Genomic DNA, 20821 nt, shown 5'->3' with positions numbered 1-20821 from the left:
AAGAAAGACTCCTCTCAATAGCGAAGATGCATTTTCACCAGGACATAGGTCGACGCTGCACCCTTCGCATCCTGTGCACATTGGTGTATAGTCCTTCCCATTGCGAGGCCGTTATCCGATTGTTTCATGGATGTCGCACCTCTATGGGTGATGTTTTGGCGCGGGTGCGGCTGCTTTGAGGTTGGAGGGGGTTGCAGGGGTTGTAGAACTTTAATGGTTATGAAACCTTTGGGTTTGCCGGTTTGTGGGGTTTGGGGTTTGGGGTTTGGGGTTTGGGGAACTTTAATAGTTATTAAACCTTTGGATTTTGAGGGTTTGTGGGTCTTTAAGGCGTTGTAGCAGTAATATGAGGTATTCGGCATACAAGACACGCCAGAAAAAGGTGGACTAGATGCCTTGCTGCCAGTTATCGGACATACGATCCGCTATTTGCACGAATTTACCCATTCAAAAAAATTTAACGGACATAGGATTCCTTATTTGGATGATTACCCCCTGAAAACAGGCTTTTTACCTCAAATAACGGATCCTATGTCCGATAAGTGCTCGGATTGGCGATTTCGCCAAAAATAACGGATCGTATGTCCGATACGATTTCATGGCCGACTCGATCCTAGTCCGATACGATCTTATGACTGACACGAAACCTCGGTCAGTTTATGGAGCCTTCGTCCTTTTCGACTCCTCTGCGTGCAACTGCAGACCCCGTCCGTTCAAATCCTCCGTGTGCAACTGCAGACCCCGTCCGTTCAACTCCTCCGTGTGCAACTGCGGACCCTGTCGGTTTCAACTCCTGCGTGCAACTGCGGACCCCGTCCGTTTCAAATCCTCTGCATGCAACTGCGGACCCTGTCGGTTTCAAATCCTTTATGTGCAACTGCGAAGCCTTCGTCCTTTCCCAATTCTATCTACCGGAACCATGACTCGCATTCATATCCGGAACCTCGGCATCGCCAATAACCTCAGTGTGCAGCACCCTTCAAATTCAGCACGACAACGCCGGCGACGATGAGCGCGATGCCGATCGCGGTCGTCATGCTCGCCGTTTCCTTGAACACGATGATGCCGATGGCGGCCGTGATGACGGTCCCGACGCCGGACCAGATCGCGTATGCGATCCCGAGCGGAATATGCTGCAGAGCGAGCGACAAGCAGTAGAACGCGATGCCGAATCCGGCCACCGTGCCGAGGCTCGGCCACAGTCTGCTGAAGCCGCTGGATGCCTTGAGCATGGACGTCCCGAAGATTTCGCTGACGATGGCCGCAGCCAGAAACAAGTACCCCTTCATGCCGAACACCTTCCCCGAAAGGCCCAAGTGAACACGGGCCGAATGACCAATCCGTTCCAGTATATCATCCTCTCCCGAGCCTCGCCCCTCGACCTCGCGTCCTTTCTTCTCAAACCGCAGGGCCAATGTCCCCTCGAAAAAGGCGCGCTCAACTACAAACGCCAAAACCCCGGCCTCCGGGCCGGGGTTCCTGTTAGCGAAACGGGTTGTAGAACCGTGAGCCGTCGCGGAAGGTCAGCCAGGCCGTTACGGCAGCGATGGCGACGACCAGCGCCACAGCCGCGTAATCGCCCGTCCGGAAGGGACGGGCATTGTACCAGGTGCGGCCGCGCCCCCCGCCCGAAGCCCCTCAGCTCCATCGCGGCGCTCACGGTCTCGATCCGCTGCACGCTCGTCAGAATCAGCGGCATGAGGATGCCGACGACGTTTTTCAGCCTCTTGAGCAGCTTCTCCTTGCGGGAAATATCGATGCCGCGAGCCTGCGCCGAGTGCGAGATGTTCTGGAAATCCCGCTGGATGTCCGGAATGTAACGAAGGGCGATGCTGACGGAATAGGCGATGCGGTAGCTGATGCCGATCCGGTTCAGGCTGGAGGCGAACTCGCCGGGGTGGGTCGTCAGGATGAACAGCAGCGCCATCGGAATCACGGTCATATATTTGAGGGCGATATTGAACTGGTAGAACAGCTGCTCCTCCGTGACCCAGTACCGTCCGGCCAGATGCAGCAGGTCGTGGCGGGTGCCGTAGATCTTGACGCCCTCCAGCGGTGAGAACAGGAAGATGGCGATATGGTTCAGCAGGAAGAAAAACAGGATCAGATAGAGCACGAAGCTGTAGTCGGCGAACTTGACCTTGGACACGGCAAAGGCGGCGACCGCAATCGCGAGCATGAACCCCAGCGCCCTCGTGTCGTACGTCATCATCGCCGTCACCGACCAGATGGCGAAGAACGCCAGCTTGGCGGCCCCGCCAAGACGGTGGATCGGCGAATCCTGATGGCGGTAAGCGATCATCCTGGCTTTCATGAGCGTCTCGCCTCCCTGTCGCGGACGATGAAGCGCCGCACGAATTCCCTCGGATCCCCGATGCCTGCGCGTGCCGCCAGCCGCTGGAGCGAAGTCTCCCGGAGACTCGCCTCCTCCACGAGAGCGGCATCCGTCAGCACATCCGCCGGCAGCGCGTCGGCGAGCACACGGCCCTCGCCGATGACCAGCGTCCGCTCCGCATACTCCAGCAGCAGATGCATGTCATGCGTGATGACGACGATGCTTTTGCCCCGGCGGTTCAGCTCCAGCAGGAATTCCATCATCTCGTTGTAATGGCGGAAGTCCTGCCCCGCCGTCGGCTCGTCCAGGATGATGACCTCCGGATCCAGGACGAGGATGGACGCGATCGTGACCCGCTTCTTCTGCCCGTAGCTGAGCGCCGAGATCGGCCAGCTGCGGAAGGGATGCAAGCCGCAGATCTTCAATGTCTCCAGCACGCGTTCGCGGATCTCCTCTTCGCCGGCCCCTCGCAGCTGCAGGCCAAGCGCGACTTCGTCATAGATGAGATGCTTGGAGATCATATGGTTGGGGTTCTGCATCACGTAGCCGATCCGCTCCGAGCGCTCCTTGATCGTATCCCCTGCGATATCCCGGCCCCGATAAAGAATCCGTCCCGCGGTCGGACGTCCGAAACCGCAGATCAGCCTCGAAAGGGTCGACTTGCCGGCTCCGTTGCGGCCGACGATGCCGACCAGCTCGCCCTCTCCGATCGAGAGCGACAGGCCGGACAGCACCTCCTTGCCGGCATCGTAGGCATAGGAGATGCCTTCCAGCTCCAGCACCGGCTCCCGCGCCAAGAGAGGCTGCGCGGCCTCCGCCGCCTCGTGCCACGCGCGCAGCTGATCCGCTCCTCCGCTCTCCAGCGAGACGGTCTCGATGCTGGCCGGCTTCAGCTCCGGACCGATAGGGCATCCAGCGTATCTCAGCGCCGTCAGGTAAAGCGGCTCGCGCAGCCCCAGCTCGCGCAGCGTCGAGGAGCTGAGCAGCTCCTCCGGGCTAAGATCCGCGACAATCCGTCCTTCTCCCATGACGATGATCCGGTCCACGCTGCGATGCAGAACTTCCTCCAAGCGATGCTCGACGATGATGACGGTGCAGCCCGTCTGCCGGTGGATATCGTCGATCATTTCCACCGCGAGCCTTCCCGCTTCGGGATCGAGGCTGGCCAGCGGCTCGTCGAAGAGCAGGATGCCCGCCTCCCCGACGAGAACGCCGGCCATCGAGGTGCGCTGCTTCTGTCCGCCGGACAGCGACTGCGGAGATGACTCCAGATGTCCTTCCATGCCTACGCTGCGGGCAGCAGCCGCTACCTTGGCCTTCATCTCGGCTTGCGGCATGCCGTCGTTCTCCAGAGTGAACGCGATGTCCTCGGCCACGGTCATGCCGACAAACTGCCCGTCGGGATCCTGCAGCACCGTGCCGACCTTGCGCGACAGCGCGAAAATATCCAGCTCGGCCAGATTCTCCCCGCCAATGAGAGCCTCCCCTTCCATTTCTCCGGCGTGGAAATGGGGGACAAGCCCGTTGATGCAGTGTGCGAGCGTGCTTTTGCCTGACCCGGACGGACCGACGATGAGCACCTTTTCGCCTTCATGGATAACCAGATCGATATCGTGCAAGGTCGGCTCGCTCTGGGCGCGGTATTGAAACGAGAATCCTTTGAATTCGGCCGCCGGCCTGCGGTTGTCTCCCATGTTGATCGACCTCTTTCTGCTAGAGCCTCGGCCCTGTATATGAAGAAAAGCCGGCTGCTTGGCGCCGGCTTCGGAGCATGCTGGAAAATCCCATGGAGCAAATATGGAAAGCATGCGTTCCACAACCGCGGTCCAGCGCCGCAAATTACGCTTCCCGGGTCAGGCTGCCTTTCTTGACGCGGGTTCTGCCGTAGGCGGCCAGAAGGAGGGTGCCGAGGATGGCTACCGTCACCATATTGGATGCCCCGGCTACCAGTCCTTGCGTGTATACCTTGTTCGCCGGCTCGGCGTAGATGAGGATGTCCAGCGACGGTGCAATCACGAACCAGGCGACGGCATTGGCTGCGATCTGATAGAGATTGAAGCGAATGATCGTCTTGAAGCTGAAGTCCCCGTCGTCAATTACCGCTCTAACCTTGCCTGAAGCCAGGCCGATGATGAGGCCCACGGCAGCGGATGCGATGATCCAGCTGAACCATGGCGTGCCGTAGGTAAGATCCTTGAGCGTGTGTCCGATGAAGCCGATCAGCACCCCCGCCAGCGGTCCGTACAGGACGGCGAACAGAGCGAGCAGCGCATAGGTCGTCTCCACGTTGGTGTCCGGAATCCAGGTCGGAATCGATCCGAATCGGCCCAGAATGGTGAACAGCGCGGAGCCGATTCCGATCGCTACGACCGTCTCGATCGGATTTCGTTTGGAAAAAGCCATGCTTTTCTCCCCCTAATTAAGAGCTTGTCAGCTCGATGTTAGGAAGATTATATATCGGAATACTCGGAATTTACAATTCTTATTTTAGCCGCGTTCTGCGAAAATTCATTCATCCTCAGGGACGTCCAGCGACCAAACCAATCACGCTCTCTTTTTTTACCATGATGAGCCCAGTATGTCCATGGGGATCTTTCCCGCCAGCCGGACAACGCTTCCCTGCAAAAAAATAGAGGAGCCAAACGCTGTGCAAGCCGCATGACGCCTCCAGACGGGGAAAACCCCCGCTCCAATCCGTCGAATCGGGAAAGAAAGTCTTCCTTCACCGACTCGCATGATCTCTCCGCTTTCCATTGAAGAAGCCTACCCCGCCTCAGCCTTTCTGCACCGTCTCCTTCTCCTGCCCTGTCCTCCGCGCCGCATAACGGTTCGCAGGCACCGGCAGGCCCAGATTGCCCCGCAGCGTATCCGCTTCGTACTCGATGCGGAACAAGCCGCGGGCCTGCAAAATCGGCACGACCTCGTCGATGAAGTCCTCCAGCGCGTTCGGGACGCCGCTGCCGATCATGAAGCCGTCCGCTCCGCCGCCCTCGAACCATTCCTGCACCCGGTCCGCCACCTGCTCGGCCGTTCCGATGAAGAGAGGACGAGGCGTCGCCACCTGCAGAGCGGCCTCGCGCAGCGTCAGTCCCTGCTCCCGGGCCGTCTTCTTGATGCGGTCGGTCGTGCTCTGGAAGCTGTTCTTGCCGAGATCCCCCAGCTCGGGGAACGGCGCATCGGGATCGTACTGCGAGAAGTCGTGATGCTCGAAGAAGCGGCCCAGATAGAGCAGCGCGTTCTCGGTCGAGACAAGCGCCGCCGTCTCCCGGTATTTGCGCTCGGCCTCCTCCTCCGTTTTCCCGATGATCGGTCCGATGCCCGGAAAAATGAGCACGTCGTCGGGATTGCGGCCGAAGGCGGCCGCACGGCGCTTGATGTCCGCATAGAAGGACGCTGCCTCCTCCAGCGTTTCATGTCCGGCGAAGATCGCGTCGGCTTCCTTGGCCGCATAATCGCGCCCCACCTCGGACGCTCCGGCCTGGAAGATGACGGGATGCCCTTGACGGGAGCGCGAGATGTTGAGCGGACCTTTGACGGAGAAGAACTCGCCCTCGTGATTCAAGGCATGCATTTTGTCCGGATCGAAGAAAACGCCCGACTCCTTGTCGCGCACGAAGGCGTCGTCCTCCCAGGAATCCCACAAGCCGCGCGTCACTTGCAGATACTCCGTCGCGATGCGGTATCTCTTGTCGTGATCGGGATGCTCCTTCTTGCTGAAGTTGGAAGCCGAGCCCTCCAAAGGAGAGGTGACAATGTTCCAGCCCGCACGGCCGTCGCTGATCTTGTCGATGGAGGCGAACTGCCTCGCTACCGTGAACGGCTCGCTGTACGAGGTGGACAGAGTGCCGACGAGCCCAATATGGGTGCTCACCGCTGCCAGTGCGCTCAGAATCGTAATCGGCTCGAAGCGGTCGAGGAAATGCGGTATCGACTTTTCATTGATGTAAAGGCCGTCCGCCACGAACACCAGGTCGAACTTCCCTTCCTCCGCCTTGCGGGTCCATTCCTTGTACAGCGGAAAATTGGTGCTCGCATCCGGCTTGATGTCGGGATGCCGCCACAGGGAAGTGCTGCTGCCGACGCCGTGAAGCATCGCTCCCAGCCTTAATTGCCTTCGTTTGGCCATCTCTATACCCCTCCTTGTCAGTGAACGGACTGAGCCGTCTGCTTGATTCGCTCGATCTGGCCCAGATGGCCCTGCACATGGCGGACGAATCCCCGGACGATATCCGGAATCCGAACCGTCTCTCCCTTGAAATTAACGCCTGTCTTGGCGAGGCCCGCTTCGTCCAAGCGGCTCAGCAGCAGGCTGTTGAACTGCAGCAGCGATTTGAAGACAGCCAGGATGTCTTCCGCCCGGCCTTGATTGGACTTCTGCCCCGATACCCAGCGGTCCTGATCGAAGGCCGGCAGCCTTGCTTCGGTATCCGCAAGGATGTCGCGGATTCGGAAGGAGACGACAATGCTGTGATCCGCCAAATGCGCCAACACCTCGGTTATGCTCCATTTGCCCGGAGCTTCACGGATCTGAAGCTGCTCTTCGCTCAATCCCTCGATAGCTCGCTGCAGCTGCTCATGCGTCTGCAGGAATGCCTGCAGATCGATTTGACTCACGCTCAAGACGATTCCTCCTCTGAACATTCATGGTTGGTTCCTTCTGCTCGCAGCCCGCAGCCGAGCGCTCCTGCTGCCCCGGGGCTGCCGCCTCGGCGTCTGTGCGCGCTTTCGGCTCTTGCCTATATGACAAGCGACGGCTGGCTTCCTGCCTCCGCCTGCTGCTGCTCATGACCCTATTCCCGCCCCTTCTGCTCCTGACCTTTGTGCCGCAGCACCCGCTCCGCCAGCTCTGCGAGGAAGGCCGCCGCCAGAGGCAGCGCGCGCTCATCGAGATCGAAGGCGGGATGATGCCATTCCTGCGGTCCGGAGGTGCCGAAGAAGGCGAACAAGCCGGGCACTTCCTTCTGGTAAAAGGCGAAATCCTCGCCGGCCGGAGATGGACTCGGCTCGATCGCCGCCAGCCCCAAAGCCTGGGCCGACGCTTCCGCCAGCTTTGCCAGCTCCGCATCGTTGTTCACCGGAGGCGGCCCCTCGACCCACCGGACCGACGCCTCGGCTCCGAGCGCCGACGCCACGCCCTCCGCCACTTCCCGGAACCGGCGCAGCACCCGCTTCCGCACCTCCTCGTCGAAGGTGCGGACCGTGCCGTCGAGCACCGCTTTGTCGGGAATGAGGTTCCACGACGTTCCGCTGTGCAGCTTCGTCACGCTGACGACGGCGCTCTGCAGCGCTCCTACATTGCGGCTGGCGACCGTCTGCAGCGCCGTCACGATATGCGCAGCGGCTACGATGGGATCGATCCCGGCCTCGGGCACGGCCGCATGGGAGCCGCGGCCCGCTACCTCGACGACGAAGCCGTCGGCCGCCGCCATGAGCGGACCGTTCTTGATGCCGACGGTGCCGACGGGCAGATCGGGCTTGTTGTGCAGCCCCACCACGGCGGATACATTACTCAGCGCTCCGCTCGCGATGACCTTGCCGGCGCCTGTCGCCTTCTCCTCCGCCGGCTGGAACAGCAGGCGGACCGTACCGGGAAGTTCCGCTTCCCGCTCCTTGAGCAGAAGCGCCGCCCCGATCGCTGCCGCCGTATGGAAGTCATGGCCGCAGGCATGCATTTTGCCCGGATGCTCGGAAGCGTACGGCAATCCCGTCTCCTCCTGGATCGGCAGCGCATCGATATCCGCCCGCACAGCCACGACCGGCCCCTCCCGCAGACCGCCGATCTCCGCGATGAGACCGGTGCGCAGCGGATATTCGTCCGCGATCCGGATGCCTGCGGCCTGCAGCCATCCCCGGATGCGGCGGGTCGTCTCGACCTCCTCATGCGACAGCTCGGGGTGCCGGTGGAGCTCCCTGCGGATTGCCACCAGTTCTTCCTCCAGCTCCGCCGCCCTGTCCTTGAACTTGTCGGAAGCAGGTTGAATCACGATTGCCACTCCTCCCCTGGAACTGAGCCTGATCGGTCTGTCGGCCTCTTGATTCCCATCTATTCCGACAGGCTGCCGACAGCCGCTTCGCTGTCTGCCTCCGTCTCCTGGACGGCAGCTTCCGCAGCGAGCTCGGCCAGCAGCTCGTACGAGCGGATCCGCTTGCCGAAGTCCGGCACGTTCGTCGTCACGATGAACTCCTCGATGCCCGCCGCAGCCCGCAGCGTCTCCAGCCTGGTCCGCACCGTCTCCTTGGATCCCGCAACAATGACGGGCTCCTTTTCCTCGATCCGGTAGGACTCGCCGGAAGTGCGGCCGTACTCCTCGGCCTGCTCCAGCGTACCCAGAGTTACTGTCTTCCCGCTCGCCAGATGCACCTTGACCACCTTCTGCGACGGCAGCTGCGCCAGCGCCTCCTCATCCGTCTCTGCCGCGATGGCGGCTACAGCGAGCAAGCCCTCCGGGACGCCGCCGCCGGAAGCGTCGAAATTCTCTCTATACTCCCGCAAAGCCTGTACGGCCGCCTCTTCATCGGCCCCGATGAAGAGCGAGAAGACGTACGGCAAGCCGAGCAGCGCCGCAGAGCGGGCGCTCGCAACGGTAGCGCCGAGCACGTATACCTTCGGCGCGACGGCCGGGATGGGAGTCGCCCTCAGCCCCGCCTGGGCATGATCCTCGGGCAGCGGGGTTCCCCCGACATAAGCCGCCAGCTCCTCGATCTTCTCCGTCAGCGTCGGCTGCTCCGCCGCGGCATGCTTTTGCAGCGCCTGCGTGCTGCGCGGCAGGCCGCCGGGCGCCCTGCCTACTCCAAGATCGACCCGGCCCGGGGCCAGCGCGGCCAGGACGTGGAAGCTCTCCGCCACCTTGTACGGGCTGTAATGCTGAATCATGATGCCGCCCGATCCGATCCGGATCGACTCCGTCCGGGCCAGCAGATGCGAGATCAGCACCTCGGGCGAGGAGCCCGCCAAATGCTCGGTGTCATGGTGCTCGGATACCCAGAACCGGCGGAAGCCGAGCTGCTCCGCCTTCTGCGCGAGCCGGATTGTACGGGCCAGCGCTTGCTCCGGCGTATCGCCGGGATAGATTGGACTCTGATCCAAAACGCTTACCGCAAAGGACATGCTGCTCCCTCCCTACTCTCTCTTGCTTGCTCTCTGCCTTGCTCTCTGCTTTGCTCTCTGCCTTGCTCTCTGCTTTGCTCTCTGCCTTGCACTCTGCTTTGCTCTCTGCCTTGCACTCTGCTTTGCTCTTTTCCTTGCTTTCTGCCTTGCTCTCTGCTTTGCTCTCTGCCTTGGTCTTTTCCTTGCTTTCTGCCCTTTTCTCTAACTCTTTGTTTTCTCTGCCTTGCTTTCTGCTTGCTTTTTCTTGCTCTCAGACCCTCTTCTTGCTCTCTATCTTGCTCTCTATCTTGCTTTCTATTTTGTTCTCTCGTTCCAGTTCCCCGCCTTGCATGCCCACGCCTCAGATCTGCACGGCTAAATCGTATAGCTGGCCTCCGGCGTGATCCGCTTCAGGAACTGGCGCGTGCGCTCTTCCTTCGGATTGCGGAACAGCTCCACCGGAGGTCCTTCCTCGACGATGACGCCGCCGTCCATGAACACGACATGGTTCGCCACGTCCTGGGCGAAACCCATCTCATGCGTCACGACGATCATCGTGATGCCTTCCCTGGCGATGCGCCGGATGACCGCCAGCACCTCCCCGACGAGCTCGGGATCGAGCGCCGAGGTCGGCTCGTCGAACAGGATGACCTCCGGCTCCAGCGCCAGCGCCCTGGCGATGCCGACCCGCTGCTGCTGGCCTCCGGACAGCTGGCTCGGGTAGGCGTCCAGCTTCTCGCCGAGCCCGACCTTCTCCAGCAGCCGGATGCTGCGCTCGCGGGCTTCCGCCTTCGGAAGCTTGCGGGCGACCAGCAGCCCTTCCATTACGTTCTCCAGCGCGGTCTTATGCCGGAACAGGTTGTATTGCTGGAATACCATCGCTGTCTTCCGGCGCAGCTCGTGAATATCCTTGCGGCTGATCGATCGGAAGTCGGTCGAGAAGCCGGCGATATGGATGCTGCCCTCGCCCGGTTTCTCGAGATAGTTCAGGCAGCGGAGCAGCGTCGTCTTGCCCGAGCCGCTCGGCCCCAGTATCGCGACCACCTCGCCCTTTTCCACCTGCAGGTCGATGCCCTTCAGCACCTCATGCCGGCCGAACGACAGCTTGATTCCCTTCAGCTTGATCATGCGACGCCTCCCCGGTTGTACAGATTGATCCGCCGCTCGACCAGCGCGGATATCCTCTCCAGCACGATGGTCAGCCCCCAGAAGATGGCCGCCGCCGCGAGGAAGGCTTCGAAGAACTTCCAGTTCGTCGAGGCGACGATTTCCGCTTGCGCATTGATGTCGACGACCGACACGACAAACGCGAGCGTCGAGGCATGCATCATGCCGATGACGAAGTTGGACAAGTTCGGCACGCTTGCCGCCAGCGCCTGCGGGAACACGATCCGCCGCAGCGCCTGCGCCGTCGTCATGCCTACCGACAGCGCCGCTTCCAGCTGGCCGCGGTTCACGGACAGGAGGCCGGAGCGGATCACCTCCGAGCCGTAAGCGGAAGCGGTCACCGAGAAGGACAGGAACGCGAAGCCGATCATCGGAATTTGGGCCGAATTCCATCCCCAGCCGTACTGCTGCGACAGCCCGTCGATCAGAAGCGGCAGCCCCGCGTAGATGAGCAGCAGATGCGTGAGCATCGGCGTGCCGCGAATGACCGTCACATAGCCGGCCGCCAGCCGGCCCAGAACGGGAACGCGAAAATAGCGGAGCAGAGCGAGCGCGGTTCCTGCCGACAGTCCGCAGACGACGGATACGAGCGTCAGGATGAGCGTTGTCGGCACAGCCGGCAGCAGCTCGAGAAAAGCGGTCCAGATAAAGGAGGGATCCAGGTTCATGAGGGCGTGCCTCCCTTCAGCTCCGCCGCCAGCTGCCTGAGCGAGACCCGCCTCCGCAGGCGGAATTTGCTTGCGGCCGCTTCGGAGCCGCGCTCATGCCGGAGCAGCCTCTTCTCGCCGTGCAGCAGCAGCTTTTCCAGCACGAAAGCAAGGACGAAATAAACGAAGGCCAGCGCCAGATACGCCTCGAAGAAATGCTGCGTGAGCGAAGCGAGCGTCTGCGCCTTGCCGGTCATTTCCATGACGCCGAGCGTGAAGGCGAGCGACGTGTCCTTGAGCAGCGCCAGAATCATATTGGAAAACACCGGCACGGCGATCGCTAGCGCCTGCGGCGCCACGATTCTCGCGAACGCCTGATGGCCCCGCATGCCGATCGAGTACGCCGCCTCCACCTGCCCCCGGTCCACCGCCAGGATGGAAGCCCGGATCGTCTCCGAGACGTAAGCCCCGGTATGGAGGCCGTAGGTCAGGATGACGAAGACGAGCACAGGCGTTTTAGAGACGTCGATGCCGATCCACTTCAGCACCTCCGGCAGCCCATAATAGAAGAGGAACAGCTGGATGAGAATCGGCGTCCCCCGGAAGAACGAGGCATACGCCTTGGACAGCTGCTCCAGCACCGGAATGCGGTACAGGCGGGGCAGCGCGGCGAGCAGGCCCGCCAGCAGGCCCGTCAGAAGCGAGCCGCCCACGATGAGCAGAGTCACGTTCAGCGTCGATGCCAGCTTCGGAATAAATTTCAGCACGTAGAAGAATTCAAACGGCAAGCCGCCCATTCCCATCCCCTCCTCTCCGCGCGATGGCTTACTTGCTCGCGCTGTCCTCCGTAAAGTCGCCTCCGAGCCATTGCTCGCTGAGCTTGGCCAGCGTTCCGTCGGCCTTCACTTCCTCCAGCGCCTTGTCGATGTCGTCGGACAGCTTCTGCGACTCGGGCTCGCCCTTGCGGAAGACGAACAGGATATCGGCTTCGCTGAGCGGTTTGCCCACCGTCTTGAGCTTGCGCTGCGGATCGATGAGCGACAGGGAGAAGTCCGCTCCGACAGCCGCGTCCACGCGGCCCGTCGTGATCTGGCTCACGGTATCGTTGGCCGCTCCGCTGGAGTAGACGATCTTGAGCGCGTCGCCATGCTCCTTGTTGTAGTTGAGCAGGATCTGGGCTTCCGCGCTTGTCGCGCCGGTAATGAACTTCTTGCCCTTCAGGTCGTCGAGCGACTCGATGGGGTCGTTGTTGTCCTTGGCGACGATGATCTTGTTGCGCCAGTGGGCGTAAGGCACCTTATTGAACAGATATTTTTCTTCCCGCTCCGGATTCTTCTCGAATTCATGGGCGGCAAAATCGATTTTCTTCGCGTCCAGGCTCAGCAGGATGCTCTTGAACTCCATCGTCTGGAACTCGAACTCATACTGGGGCAGCCGCTTGTCGATCTCGCGCACCAGCTCCACGTCGAAGCCGGTCAGCTTGCCGTTTTCATCGATAAAGCATACTTTCGGGAACTGCGTTCCCGTGCCGACGATGATCTTCTTCACCGGCGCGGAAGTCTCCTGGCCTGCGGAAGCGGCCTTGACCCCCTCCTCACCGTTTTCTTTGGCTCCGCATGCCGCCAGCAGCAGCGTCAGCAGGATGGCGGCGGATACGCCGGCCGTTTTCTTTTTCATGAAAAATCCCCCTTATCGACAATCGAAATCAAAATCAAAATGGCTTCGGGCATATCGGCTTGAAGGCGAATCAAGCTGAAACAGCCGGTCTCCACGTCTGTCATCCAGCGACGATCTGCGTGCAGCTCAGACAGGCTCGAAGGCGGACCCGACTTCCTTGCGGAGCAGATGCATCGTGCCGTCGCCGTTGCCGGAATCGAACGCCTGAAACCGCTTGTAGCCTCTGCGCTCGTACATGGAGAGCAGCCACGGGTGCTTCTCGGCGGTCGCCAGCGTCACGGCCGGCTCGTGCAGCCCATCGCGTATGACCTGATTTTCCACCCAATCCAGCAGTCTGCCTCCCAGCCCCGTACCCTGGAATTCAGGAGCCGCCGCGAACCATTTCAGGAACGGAAGCCTCCCGAACGATTGCGGCAAAGGCTCTCTGTTCAGCGTGATCGTCGCGGCGATCACTCCGTCGAGCTCCAGCACGTAACAGTCATTGGCCTCGATGTTGGCCTCGATCAGCTCCACATCCGCATGCGCGGCAGGCCAGCGGAGCTCGAGCTCGCGAATCTGCGCATAAGCTCCGTAAACGACCTCCTGGAGACGCTCGGCGTCCCGCTTGACGGCTTTGCGGAATATTTCCCCCATGGACTTCTCCTCCTGTCCGGCACATTAATAATTGATAATTCCCATGCATTTAGTAAGGATTGTGTTTGTTCCACTGTACCATCGCCTGCCGGCGACGGCTAATAGAGAAGATCTATTCGTCGATAGAAAGTGCCGAAGACGATGCTGACTTGCTGAAGGACAGGCCTCGGCGCCCGGAGCAAGGAGCGGACGAATGCTGTGGCCCCGTCTGCGGACCAATGGGTGCGGTTGATGGAACGCATGAATTTTGCGGCGCGAGGAACTCACGGCTGGAGAGGGCTGAAGCCGGCTATTGCTGCGGGCGTGGAACGCACGGCTGAGCCGGCTTTTTGCTCCGGCGCCGGCAACGGGCGGGGCTACAGCTCCAGCTCCATTAACGCGCGGGGCTACAGCTCCAGCAGCGGACGGAACCCTCGGATCGCTTCCACGATCTCGATGTTCTCTCCGGCTGGGGCGATGAGGCTTGTATGGAGGGAGATGCCTGCGATTTCCTTGACTTCAACGGGAATCAGGCGGCCTTCGCCGACTTCGCGGCGAACGCAGATGCCCGGCAGGAAACAGATGCCGGCACGGTGCATGACCAGTTTTTTGGCCGTCTCGGAATTATCGGCTTGGAAAACGATGTCGGGGGGATGCTCCAGGCTCTCGAAGACGCGATGGACCCGCTGCCAGTCCAGCGAGCCGCATTCAAAGAAGATCAGCTTCTGCGAGCCGATCTCCTCGATCGGAATGATGCCTCTGCCGGCGAAGGGATGGTCTTCATGCACGTACAGCTTGATGGGATCCTCGTATAGGGGAATGGATTGGAGGGAGGGATGGGCAAGCCTGCGGACAAAGGCGAGATCCAGCTCCTTGTCCAGCAGCTTGGCCGCCAGCTCGTCGGATGTGCCCGTCGTCAGCTTGAACGTCAGCCGGGGGAACCGTTCCTGCAGGAGCGGCAGCAAGTCGGGAATCAAATAATTCGACACGGACACCGTGCTCCCGATCCGCAGCTCTCCCGGCATCGCCCGTCTCTGCTGGATATGGAGCTTGCCCTTGCGGAACGTCTGGAGAATCTGCTGCGCGTAAGGAAGGAACTGCTTCCCCTTATCGGTCAGCGCGATCTGCTTCGCTTGGCGGTCGAAGAGACGGCTGTCCAGCTCGCGTTCAAGCGTCTGGATGCGGGCCGTCACCGAAGGCTGCGACAAGTACAAGGCTTCGGCAGCCTTGTTGAAGCTGCCGTAGTGATGGACATAAACAAACGCCTCGATGTTCTCGATGTTCATCTGACCGGCCCCTTTTTTCTTATATTCCGCTGCGCTTAGTTGGAATTAGTTATCTGGTATCGTAATCCCAGATGGGGATCAGTGTCAATCGTGGATTCGGATCGCTTGTTCAATGCCCGCCGCCCGCCTGTTGCCCATTGCAAGAAGCAAGGAAAGCAAAAAAAGACAGCCTCCGAAAAAAATCCTGGAAGCTGCCGCACCTTCATTCACTTCTCCTGCTCGTCCAGAATGAACTCCATGATCCGGGTCTTGGTCCGGAACCCCTGCCGTTCATAGAAGCGGATAGCCGAAGGGTTGCACTCGAAGACGTTGAGATCGACCGCATCGGCGCCCTTGGCGCGGGCATAGAGGATGACCTGCTCCATCAGCCTGGAGCCGAGTCCGAGTCCGCGATGTTCCTCGTTCACGACCAGATCCCGGACGAACACCGTCTTCCTCGGCTGGAACACCGGTCTGTCCGGCGCCTCCTGCCACTCGAGGGCGGCATATCCGAGCAGGCTCCCGCCGTCGGCTGCCAGCACCATGACGTCTATCGCCCCGTCGTTGAGCCATCCTTCGTAGACGGCCCGGGTGAACTGGCCTTCCACCTTGCGATGCAGGTCCGGTCTGGCATCCGCATGAAAGTCGAATACTTGCTTGTTCAATGCGGCCACCGCCGCATAATCCTTCTTTTCCGCCAAACGAAAGTCCATGACCGTCCCTCCAAAGCGGCAGTCTCCTTCACGCAAAAAAAGACCCGACGGATATCGGGTCTCCTCCTTGCGGCATCTCTGCCGAATCCCTACGTTTCCTGCTGGCTGGCAGCCGCTTTTTTCTTGGCCGCCTGCAGGGCGCTGGTCGATTCCATAAGGACGGGTAGGTCTCGCATGCCCGAGGTCATCGGAGAAGAACAGATGGAGCAGACCGGCTCTTGCTCGAAAGCGTAATCCTTCCGCATCCATCCATTGCAGCCGTCTTTGGAACAAGTCCAGACGGGTGTCATCTCGGTGGGCAGTTCTTCTTGCGTCTTCTTTCGGGAATAGTACATGGAAACACTACCTCCTCCTCTATGAATCTAACAAAAAGGCCCTGCATCTAGCAGGGCGCTGGCGATGATTAGTATACTTTTACTACGTCTGCAGCTTGCAGGCCGCGTTGGCCTTGAACAACGTTGAATTCAACGCGTTGGCCTTCGTCAAGAGTTTTGAAGCCTTCGCCAGTGATAGCGCTGAAGTGTACGAATACGTCTTCGCCGCCCTCAACTTCGATGAAACCGAAACCTTTTTCTGCGTTGAACCATTTAACTGTACCTGTTTGCATTTGTGTTACCTCCAAAATGTTTATTTGCATGTATGATCTTAAAAAGATCACCCATCGGAAAAGGCAGCGAAAGCGGCCCCTTCAAATACGTGACCCTTAACGTCTCATATACGATTTGTTAAGTATAACACACCTAATCGCAGATAGCAAAGCTTTGATTTGTAAATTTGCGGAAAATGAAGAAATCGGCTTGGGCCGGCTTTCCTGCGCGCTTCTTTCCGGCTATCGCGCGTTCAGGCTTCGGCAAAGCAGGCGGCCTCGCCCTGCCGCCTGCCGAAACCGCCTTCTCCGTTCCGGTCCGCGACAGCGGGCTGCAGCCGTCAGCCCTGCTGCGACAGCGCATTGCGAACGGCGAGGATGTAGCGGGACTGATCCAGCGGATTCACGCCGCGGCGCTTGCGCTCCGCCTGAACCTCGGCCGGCGCCTCCCGGTATCCCGAGAAGGAGGCCGACAGCGTGCCGCGGCCTTTGGTCAGCGACCCGAGCCGGGCCGGGAAGTCCAGGGAGGTGGCGACCGGCAGCAAGCCTTCCAGCTCCATGCGCTCGCCGCTCAGCACAGGCGGCTCGAACTCCCCTCGCATCGCGATGAGCTCGTTCATCAGCTTGCCGCCGAACTCCTCCGGCACGGACAAGCGGAAGCTCAGCAGCGGCTCCAGCAGCTTGGTCCCGACATTGGCAAGGCCGTCCATGATCCCCATGGGTGTGGCGACCACGAAGTCCAGAGGATGCGTATGCCACACATGATGCTCCCCTTCCAGCAGCGTCACGTTGAGGTCGGTGACTTCCCAGCCGTGCAGCCCTTGCTGGAGCGCCTCGGGAACGCGCCGCTCCACCTCGTTCTGATAGCTGCCGAGCAGCCGCTCCGGCTTGGCCAGGGAACGATACTGCAAGCCGCTGCCGCGCGGGGCCGGCTCGATGCGGAACCGGAGAATCGCCCAGCACGGCTTGGGCATCGTATAAGCGACAAAGCCTTCTCCGGCTGCCGCCGGCGTCTCCTTGTAGATGACGGATGGCGGGTCGAAGGAGACATCGAGCCCAAACCGGCTTTTGGCGACGGAAGCCAGCACTTCGATCTGAATCGGACCCATGACCTTCAGATGCAGCTCCCGATCCTCCGGAATCCACTGGAGATCGAGCAGCGGGTCCTCGTCGGCCAGCTCCTGGAAAGCGGCCACGACCTTCGGATAGTCGGCCTCGTTCTTCCATCGCGCCTGCACCGTCAGCAGCGGCACGGCCATCCGCAGGCTCCCCGGAACGTCCGCGTCCGTGCCCAGAATATCTCCGATGCGCGCCCGGCTGAGGCCGTACACCGCCGCCACGTCGCCCGCCTCCAGAATGCCGGCGTCTTCGGACCTCCGCATGTCGACGATCCGAATCTGGGTAATCTTCTCCTGGATGTCCTGGGTCTTGTTGTAGACGGAATCCCGGTTGCGGAGCGTGCCGCCGTAGAGGCGCACGTAAGCGATGCGGCCCATGGCGGGATCCTTCTCCAGCTTGAACACGAGGCCGGATACCGGTGCGCCGCTGTCTCCGCCGGCCTCGGGGCTGCCGGCCGCTTTCTCGCAGATGCCGTTCGGCGCCTTCTTCGGTGGATTGTTCTTCATCCTGCTGGCCATCGCGGCGCTGACATCGGCCGTATCCATCCTTGAAGTGCCGGTAGCCTTCGCCATGACCCAGTGGAAATGGTCTCGCCGGAAGGCCGCCTCGATCGTAGCTTCCGTCTGCTTTGTGCTTGGGATTCCGGCGGCGCTGTCCGTGACGGGCTCCCTGAGCGGCTTCCTCATCTTCGGCAAAACCGTGTTCGACTGGTTCGACTTCTCCACCGCCTATCTGCTCATGCCGATCGGGGGACTCGTCGTCACCTTGTTCACCGGTTATGCCTGGAAGCGGGCCGGGGAAGAAGCCGGCCTTGCGGGCTTCTGGTACAGGGCGTGGATGGTCGCGCTGCGCTACGTCGCTCCTCTCCTCATCCTGGTGGTGCTGCTCTACTCGCTGTTCGTCAAGCCGGTGTAAAGGCACTAAAAAAAGAGGCTGTTCCCTTCGTCATCTCGTCGACGCAGGGAACAGCCTCTTTAAATTGTTGGAATTTCAGGAAACCAGCGGCTTGATCATCGGGAACGACGATGTTCGCCGGACACGAATCTCAATGGGTGGAAAGAAGCTGGGTCCTGCCGGCTTTGACCCGGTCCAAAAAGGCGCTTGCGGCCAAGTGCGCGGCTCCTCTCACGGCCGACGCATCGCCAAGCTCCGCGAACAGGACGCGTCAGCTCCGCTCCGCGCGGAACGGCCCAGTTCTTGAGCGGATGGTGGTGCATGTTCATATGCATATACCGGAAAAATCGGATGAGGAAAGGAACGATGCGGTTGTCGCCGGTCGCTTCCTCGTACTGGATCATGACCTTCATCATGATCATGTAATGCCACCAATCCTGGCTTTTATCGATATCCTCGTTGACAGACTGTATCCGGTCCGGGCCGAAGGAGCCGTCCTCCCGCTGGCTGGCCAGCGACCATTCGATCCAGCGCCGGGCCTTGGCGATCAGGCGCTCATCCTGAAGCAGATAGGCGAGCGGTACGAGCCCGTCCAAGTAATAGGGCCCGCGCTCCCAGCTTTCCCCCGAGCCTCCGATCCAGCCGTTGCCGGGACCGACATCGTCCCAATGCTCCTCCAAATGACCCGTCAGGCCGTCCGCCTGCAGCCGCAGCTGATCCTTCATCCAGCCAAGCGGCAGAACGCGGCCAAGCGGCAGCGCCTCGTATGCCGAACTGTTCCAGCTCATTCCCGATTCCCCTTTCGGTAGGATTACCAGGGGAATATAGCATAGGCCGATGCATGCCGATAAGATCGAAAGACAACATCTATTTGTCCGATCTGGACTTTAGCGGAAGCAACAAGCTCTGATATAATAAGCATTTACTTGGACAAATTGATTTTGCATGAAGGAGACGGTTATGTCGGAAATACGTTTTGTCGCGCCGCCGCTGCCTCATTACATCTTCAGCGGCGAAGATTCGTATATGCCTGGACGCAGCCATCCCGCGCGGAGGGACATCGGCGTGTTCGACCTTCTCATCGTCGCGAAGGGCTGCCTCTATGTCGCCGAAGAGCAGTCTTCGTTCGATGTGGCTGCCGGCCAATACTTGCTGCTGAGGCCGGATCGCGCTCACCGCTCCTACAGGCCTTGCAGCACTGAAACGCATTTTTTCTGGGTTCATCTGCATACTCTCGGAGCCTGGAGCGAGACGGCCGAAAGTGTGGAGCCGCACGCCGTGACGACTGACGATCCTTTCATCCGCATCCATCAATTCGCCTTTCAGCTTCCCCGGTTCGGCAGCATCGTCCAGCCCGATTCCGTCTACAGCCTGCTGCGCCAGCTGAACCAGCTGCTGGACGAGCCTTCCGCGCTCGACCGTCTGAAGCAGCAGAACTTATTCCAGGACATGCTGCTGACGCTGCTTCAAGGCGCCGTTATGCAGCCGCCCGCGAACCCTCGTCTTGCGATAGCGGAGCAGGCGGCTTCCTATCTTCGCCAGCATTACCGCGAGCCGATCTCCTATGGAGATTTGGCGCAGGCGGTCCACTTTCATCCGAACCACATCTCCCGCTGCATGCGCAGCGTATTCGGCTGCACCCCGCTGTCCTACCTGACCCGGTATCGGATCGAGCAGGCCAAGCTGCGCCTCATCCATACCGACGAGCCCGTCGGCTCCATTGCCGAGGAAGCGGGCTTCGCCTCCTTCCCCTTCTTCGTGCGCACCTTCGCCAAGCATACCGGCTGCCGGCCGCGGGAATTCCGCAGGAAGCATCGGACGATCGGCGATCGCTGAGCGGAGTGCAGGCGTAAGCCGCTATGCCGGAATTCAGTTGCGGAGCGCCGCAGCGGTCACGGCTTCTTTTCGAGACTGGACACCCTGTATCCCCTCGGTGTGACGCCGATGAATTTCTTGAACTGGCGCATGAAGTGGGTGTCATTGTCGTATCCGCATATTACCGATATCTCCGCTACAGACAGACGGCTGTTCACGAGCAGATACTGGGCATACTCCAGTCTACCTCTGATGATGTCGGCCATGACCGACACCCCGAAAAACTGCTTGTACACATGCTGGAAGTACGATTTGCTCATATTGACGCGCGCTGCGAGCTCTTCCACGGAGACTCGGATCTGAGGCGAATTATGGAGCTCGCTCCGCAAGTCGACAAATGCTCCGTAGTAATGGTTCTGCCCTTCCGGAAGCGTCCAGCCTCCCTTCGAATTGCAGATCTTCATGAACAGGCTTCGGAGTTCAAGATCCAGTATGGAGGCTGCAAGCTGTCCTCCATGGCTGCTGATCCTCTGCAGCTCGATGATGCATCTGGAGATGAGGTGGGAATCGATCGCCTTTACGGGCTGGTTGATCGGGTAGTGGATATCCCGAAGCCATTCCTCCATTCCCGCGCCCTCGCAGTGAAGCCAATCGTTGACGAAAGGCGGTTCGATTCCGGCATAACGATGGGAAGATTCGGGATGGAACAAAATATGGGTGCCGGACGGGACGATCGTGCGGACTCCTTCCACGATGACTTCCGACTTGCTGCGGAAGAAGACGAACGCGAAGTTGCCCGCGCCGCGGGGACGATCGATGGCAAGCCCGCCTGGATGTACATAATGGTATCCGCAGCTGACCAGATGGAACAAGGCTGACATTCTCCTCTCTCAGCACGATAGGT

At 60.3% G+C, this 20821-nt stretch carries 21 protein-coding genes and 1 pseudogene; 2 read left to right on the top strand and 20 right to left on the bottom strand.

Annotation, left to right across the window (positions count from 1 at the left end):
- Positions 1–962 precede the first annotated feature (962 nt).
- The 18 genes and pseudogenes from BN871_RS03055 to BN871_RS02970 all read right to left on the bottom strand — a co-directional run bounded on the left by BN871_RS03055 (position 963) and on the right by BN871_RS02970 (position 17714).
- Positions 963–1289 (bottom strand): multidrug efflux SMR transporter, encoded by a 327-nt coding sequence (locus tag BN871_RS03055; protein WP_048744404.1) that lies wholly within the window; start codon positions 1287–1289, stop codon positions 963–965.
- A 193-nt stretch (positions 1290–1482) separates the two neighbouring features.
- Positions 1483–2314, bottom strand: a pseudogene (locus tag BN871_RS03050) (energy-coupling factor transporter transmembrane component T family protein).
- On the bottom strand, positions 2311–4029 hold the full coding sequence (locus BN871_RS03045; protein WP_048744476.1) for an ABC transporter ATP-binding protein: 1719 nt from the start codon (positions 4027–4029) through the stop codon (positions 2311–2313). The pseudogene BN871_RS03050 and the gene BN871_RS03045 overlap by 4 nt, the downstream one beginning before the upstream one ends.
- A gap of 145 nt (positions 4030–4174) precedes the next feature.
- A complete protein-coding gene (locus BN871_RS03040) occupies positions 4175–4738 on the bottom strand; it encodes an ECF-type riboflavin transporter substrate-binding protein (RefSeq protein WP_021881213.1) in 564 nt (187 codons plus the stop codon).
- Positions 4739–5108: 370 nt separating this feature from the next.
- Entirely contained in the window at positions 5109–6461 is a 1353-nt protein-coding gene (locus BN871_RS03035) for an LLM class flavin-dependent oxidoreductase (protein WP_048744400.1), read from the bottom strand.
- 17 nt (positions 6462–6478) lie between these two features.
- A complete protein-coding gene (locus BN871_RS03030; RefSeq protein ID WP_083436209.1) occupies positions 6479–6949 on the bottom strand; it encodes a DinB family protein in 471 nt (156 codons plus the stop codon).
- 176 nt (positions 6950–7125) lie between these two features.
- Entirely contained in the window at positions 7126–8316 is a 1191-nt protein-coding gene (locus tag BN871_RS03025) for an amidohydrolase (RefSeq protein WP_048744474.1), read from the bottom strand.
- A 62-nt stretch (positions 8317–8378) separates the two neighbouring features.
- Positions 8379–9443, bottom strand: a complete 1065-nt coding sequence (locus tag BN871_RS03020; protein ID WP_048744395.1) for an LLM class flavin-dependent oxidoreductase — start codon at positions 9441–9443, stop codon at positions 8379–8381.
- A gap of 354 nt (positions 9444–9797) precedes the next feature.
- On the bottom strand, positions 9798–10550 hold the full coding sequence (locus BN871_RS03015; RefSeq protein ID WP_048744393.1) for an amino acid ABC transporter ATP-binding protein: 753 nt from the start codon (positions 10548–10550) through the stop codon (positions 9798–9800).
- A complete protein-coding gene (locus tag BN871_RS03010) occupies positions 10547–11257 on the bottom strand; it encodes an amino acid ABC transporter permease (RefSeq protein ID WP_021881453.1) in 711 nt (236 codons plus the stop codon). Before BN871_RS03010 ends, BN871_RS03015 begins: the two co-directional genes overlap by 4 nt.
- Complete coding sequence (locus BN871_RS03005; RefSeq protein WP_048744391.1) at positions 11254–12033, bottom strand: amino acid ABC transporter permease; 780 nt, start codon at positions 12031–12033, stop codon at positions 11254–11256. The genes BN871_RS03010 and BN871_RS03005 overlap by 4 nt, the downstream gene beginning before the upstream one ends.
- Positions 12034–12061: 28 nt before the next feature.
- Complete coding sequence (locus BN871_RS03000) at positions 12062–12913, bottom strand: transporter substrate-binding domain-containing protein (RefSeq protein WP_021881451.1); 852 nt, start codon at positions 12911–12913, stop codon at positions 12062–12064.
- 126 nt (positions 12914–13039) lie between these two features.
- The gene (locus BN871_RS02995; RefSeq protein ID WP_048744389.1) at positions 13040–13546 is read right to left on the bottom strand and encodes a GNAT family N-acetyltransferase; all 507 of its coding nucleotides are present in this window, start codon (positions 13544–13546) and stop codon (positions 13040–13042) included.
- 386 nt (positions 13547–13932) lie between these two features.
- A complete protein-coding gene (locus tag BN871_RS02990) occupies positions 13933–14811 on the bottom strand; it encodes a LysR family transcriptional regulator (RefSeq protein WP_021881449.1) in 879 nt (292 codons plus the stop codon).
- A gap of 206 nt (positions 14812–15017) precedes the next feature.
- A complete protein-coding gene (locus BN871_RS02985) occupies positions 15018–15503 on the bottom strand; it encodes a GNAT family N-acetyltransferase (protein WP_048744386.1) in 486 nt (161 codons plus the stop codon).
- Between the two features lie 89 nt (positions 15504–15592).
- Positions 15593–15838: a cold-shock protein gene (locus tag BN871_RS02980; protein WP_048744384.1), complete on the bottom strand. Its 246-nt coding sequence runs from the start codon at positions 15836–15838 to the stop codon at positions 15593–15595.
- Between the two features lie 68 nt (positions 15839–15906).
- Complete coding sequence (locus BN871_RS02975) at positions 15907–16110, bottom strand: cold-shock protein (RefSeq protein ID WP_048744382.1); 204 nt, start codon at positions 16108–16110, stop codon at positions 15907–15909.
- A 320-nt stretch (positions 16111–16430) separates the two neighbouring features.
- Complete coding sequence (locus BN871_RS02970) at positions 16431–17714, bottom strand: hypothetical protein (protein ID WP_232312778.1); 1284 nt, start codon at positions 17712–17714, stop codon at positions 16431–16433.
- Between BN871_RS02970 and BN871_RS27380 the strand changes: the two genes are divergently transcribed.
- Positions 17704–18123, top strand: a complete 420-nt coding sequence (locus BN871_RS27380; protein ID WP_198157999.1) for a hypothetical protein — start codon at positions 17704–17706, stop codon at positions 18121–18123. The two genes, BN871_RS02970 and BN871_RS27380, sit on opposite strands and share 11 nt — an antisense overlap.
- A gap of 95 nt (positions 18124–18218) precedes the next feature.
- On the opposite strand, the gene BN871_RS02960 is transcribed toward BN871_RS27380, so the two are convergent.
- The gene (locus BN871_RS02960) at positions 18219–18890 is read right to left on the bottom strand and encodes a hypothetical protein (protein WP_048744380.1); all 672 of its coding nucleotides are present in this window, start codon (positions 18888–18890) and stop codon (positions 18219–18221) included.
- Between the two features lie 172 nt (positions 18891–19062).
- Here BN871_RS02960 and BN871_RS02955 point away from each other — a divergent pair, with 172 nt between their 5' ends.
- Positions 19063–19938, top strand: coding sequence for an AraC family transcriptional regulator (locus tag BN871_RS02955; protein ID WP_048744378.1), 876 nt, complete (start codon positions 19063–19065; stop codon positions 19936–19938).
- 56 nt (positions 19939–19994) lie between these two features.
- Here the strand turns inward: BN871_RS02955 and BN871_RS02950 are convergent, their stop codons facing one another.
- On the bottom strand, positions 19995–20789 hold the full coding sequence (locus BN871_RS02950) for an AraC family transcriptional regulator (protein ID WP_232312776.1): 795 nt from the start codon (positions 20787–20789) through the stop codon (positions 19995–19997).
- Positions 20790–20821 lie beyond the last annotated feature (32 nt).

Source organism: Paenibacillus sp. P22, from assembly GCF_000469945.2.
GTDB lineage: Bacteria > Bacillota > Bacilli > Paenibacillales > Paenibacillaceae > Paenibacillus_O > Paenibacillus_O humicus.
The sequence above is the reverse complement of the archived record's forward strand: the minus strand, read 5'-3'. Positions and strand labels throughout refer to the sequence as shown.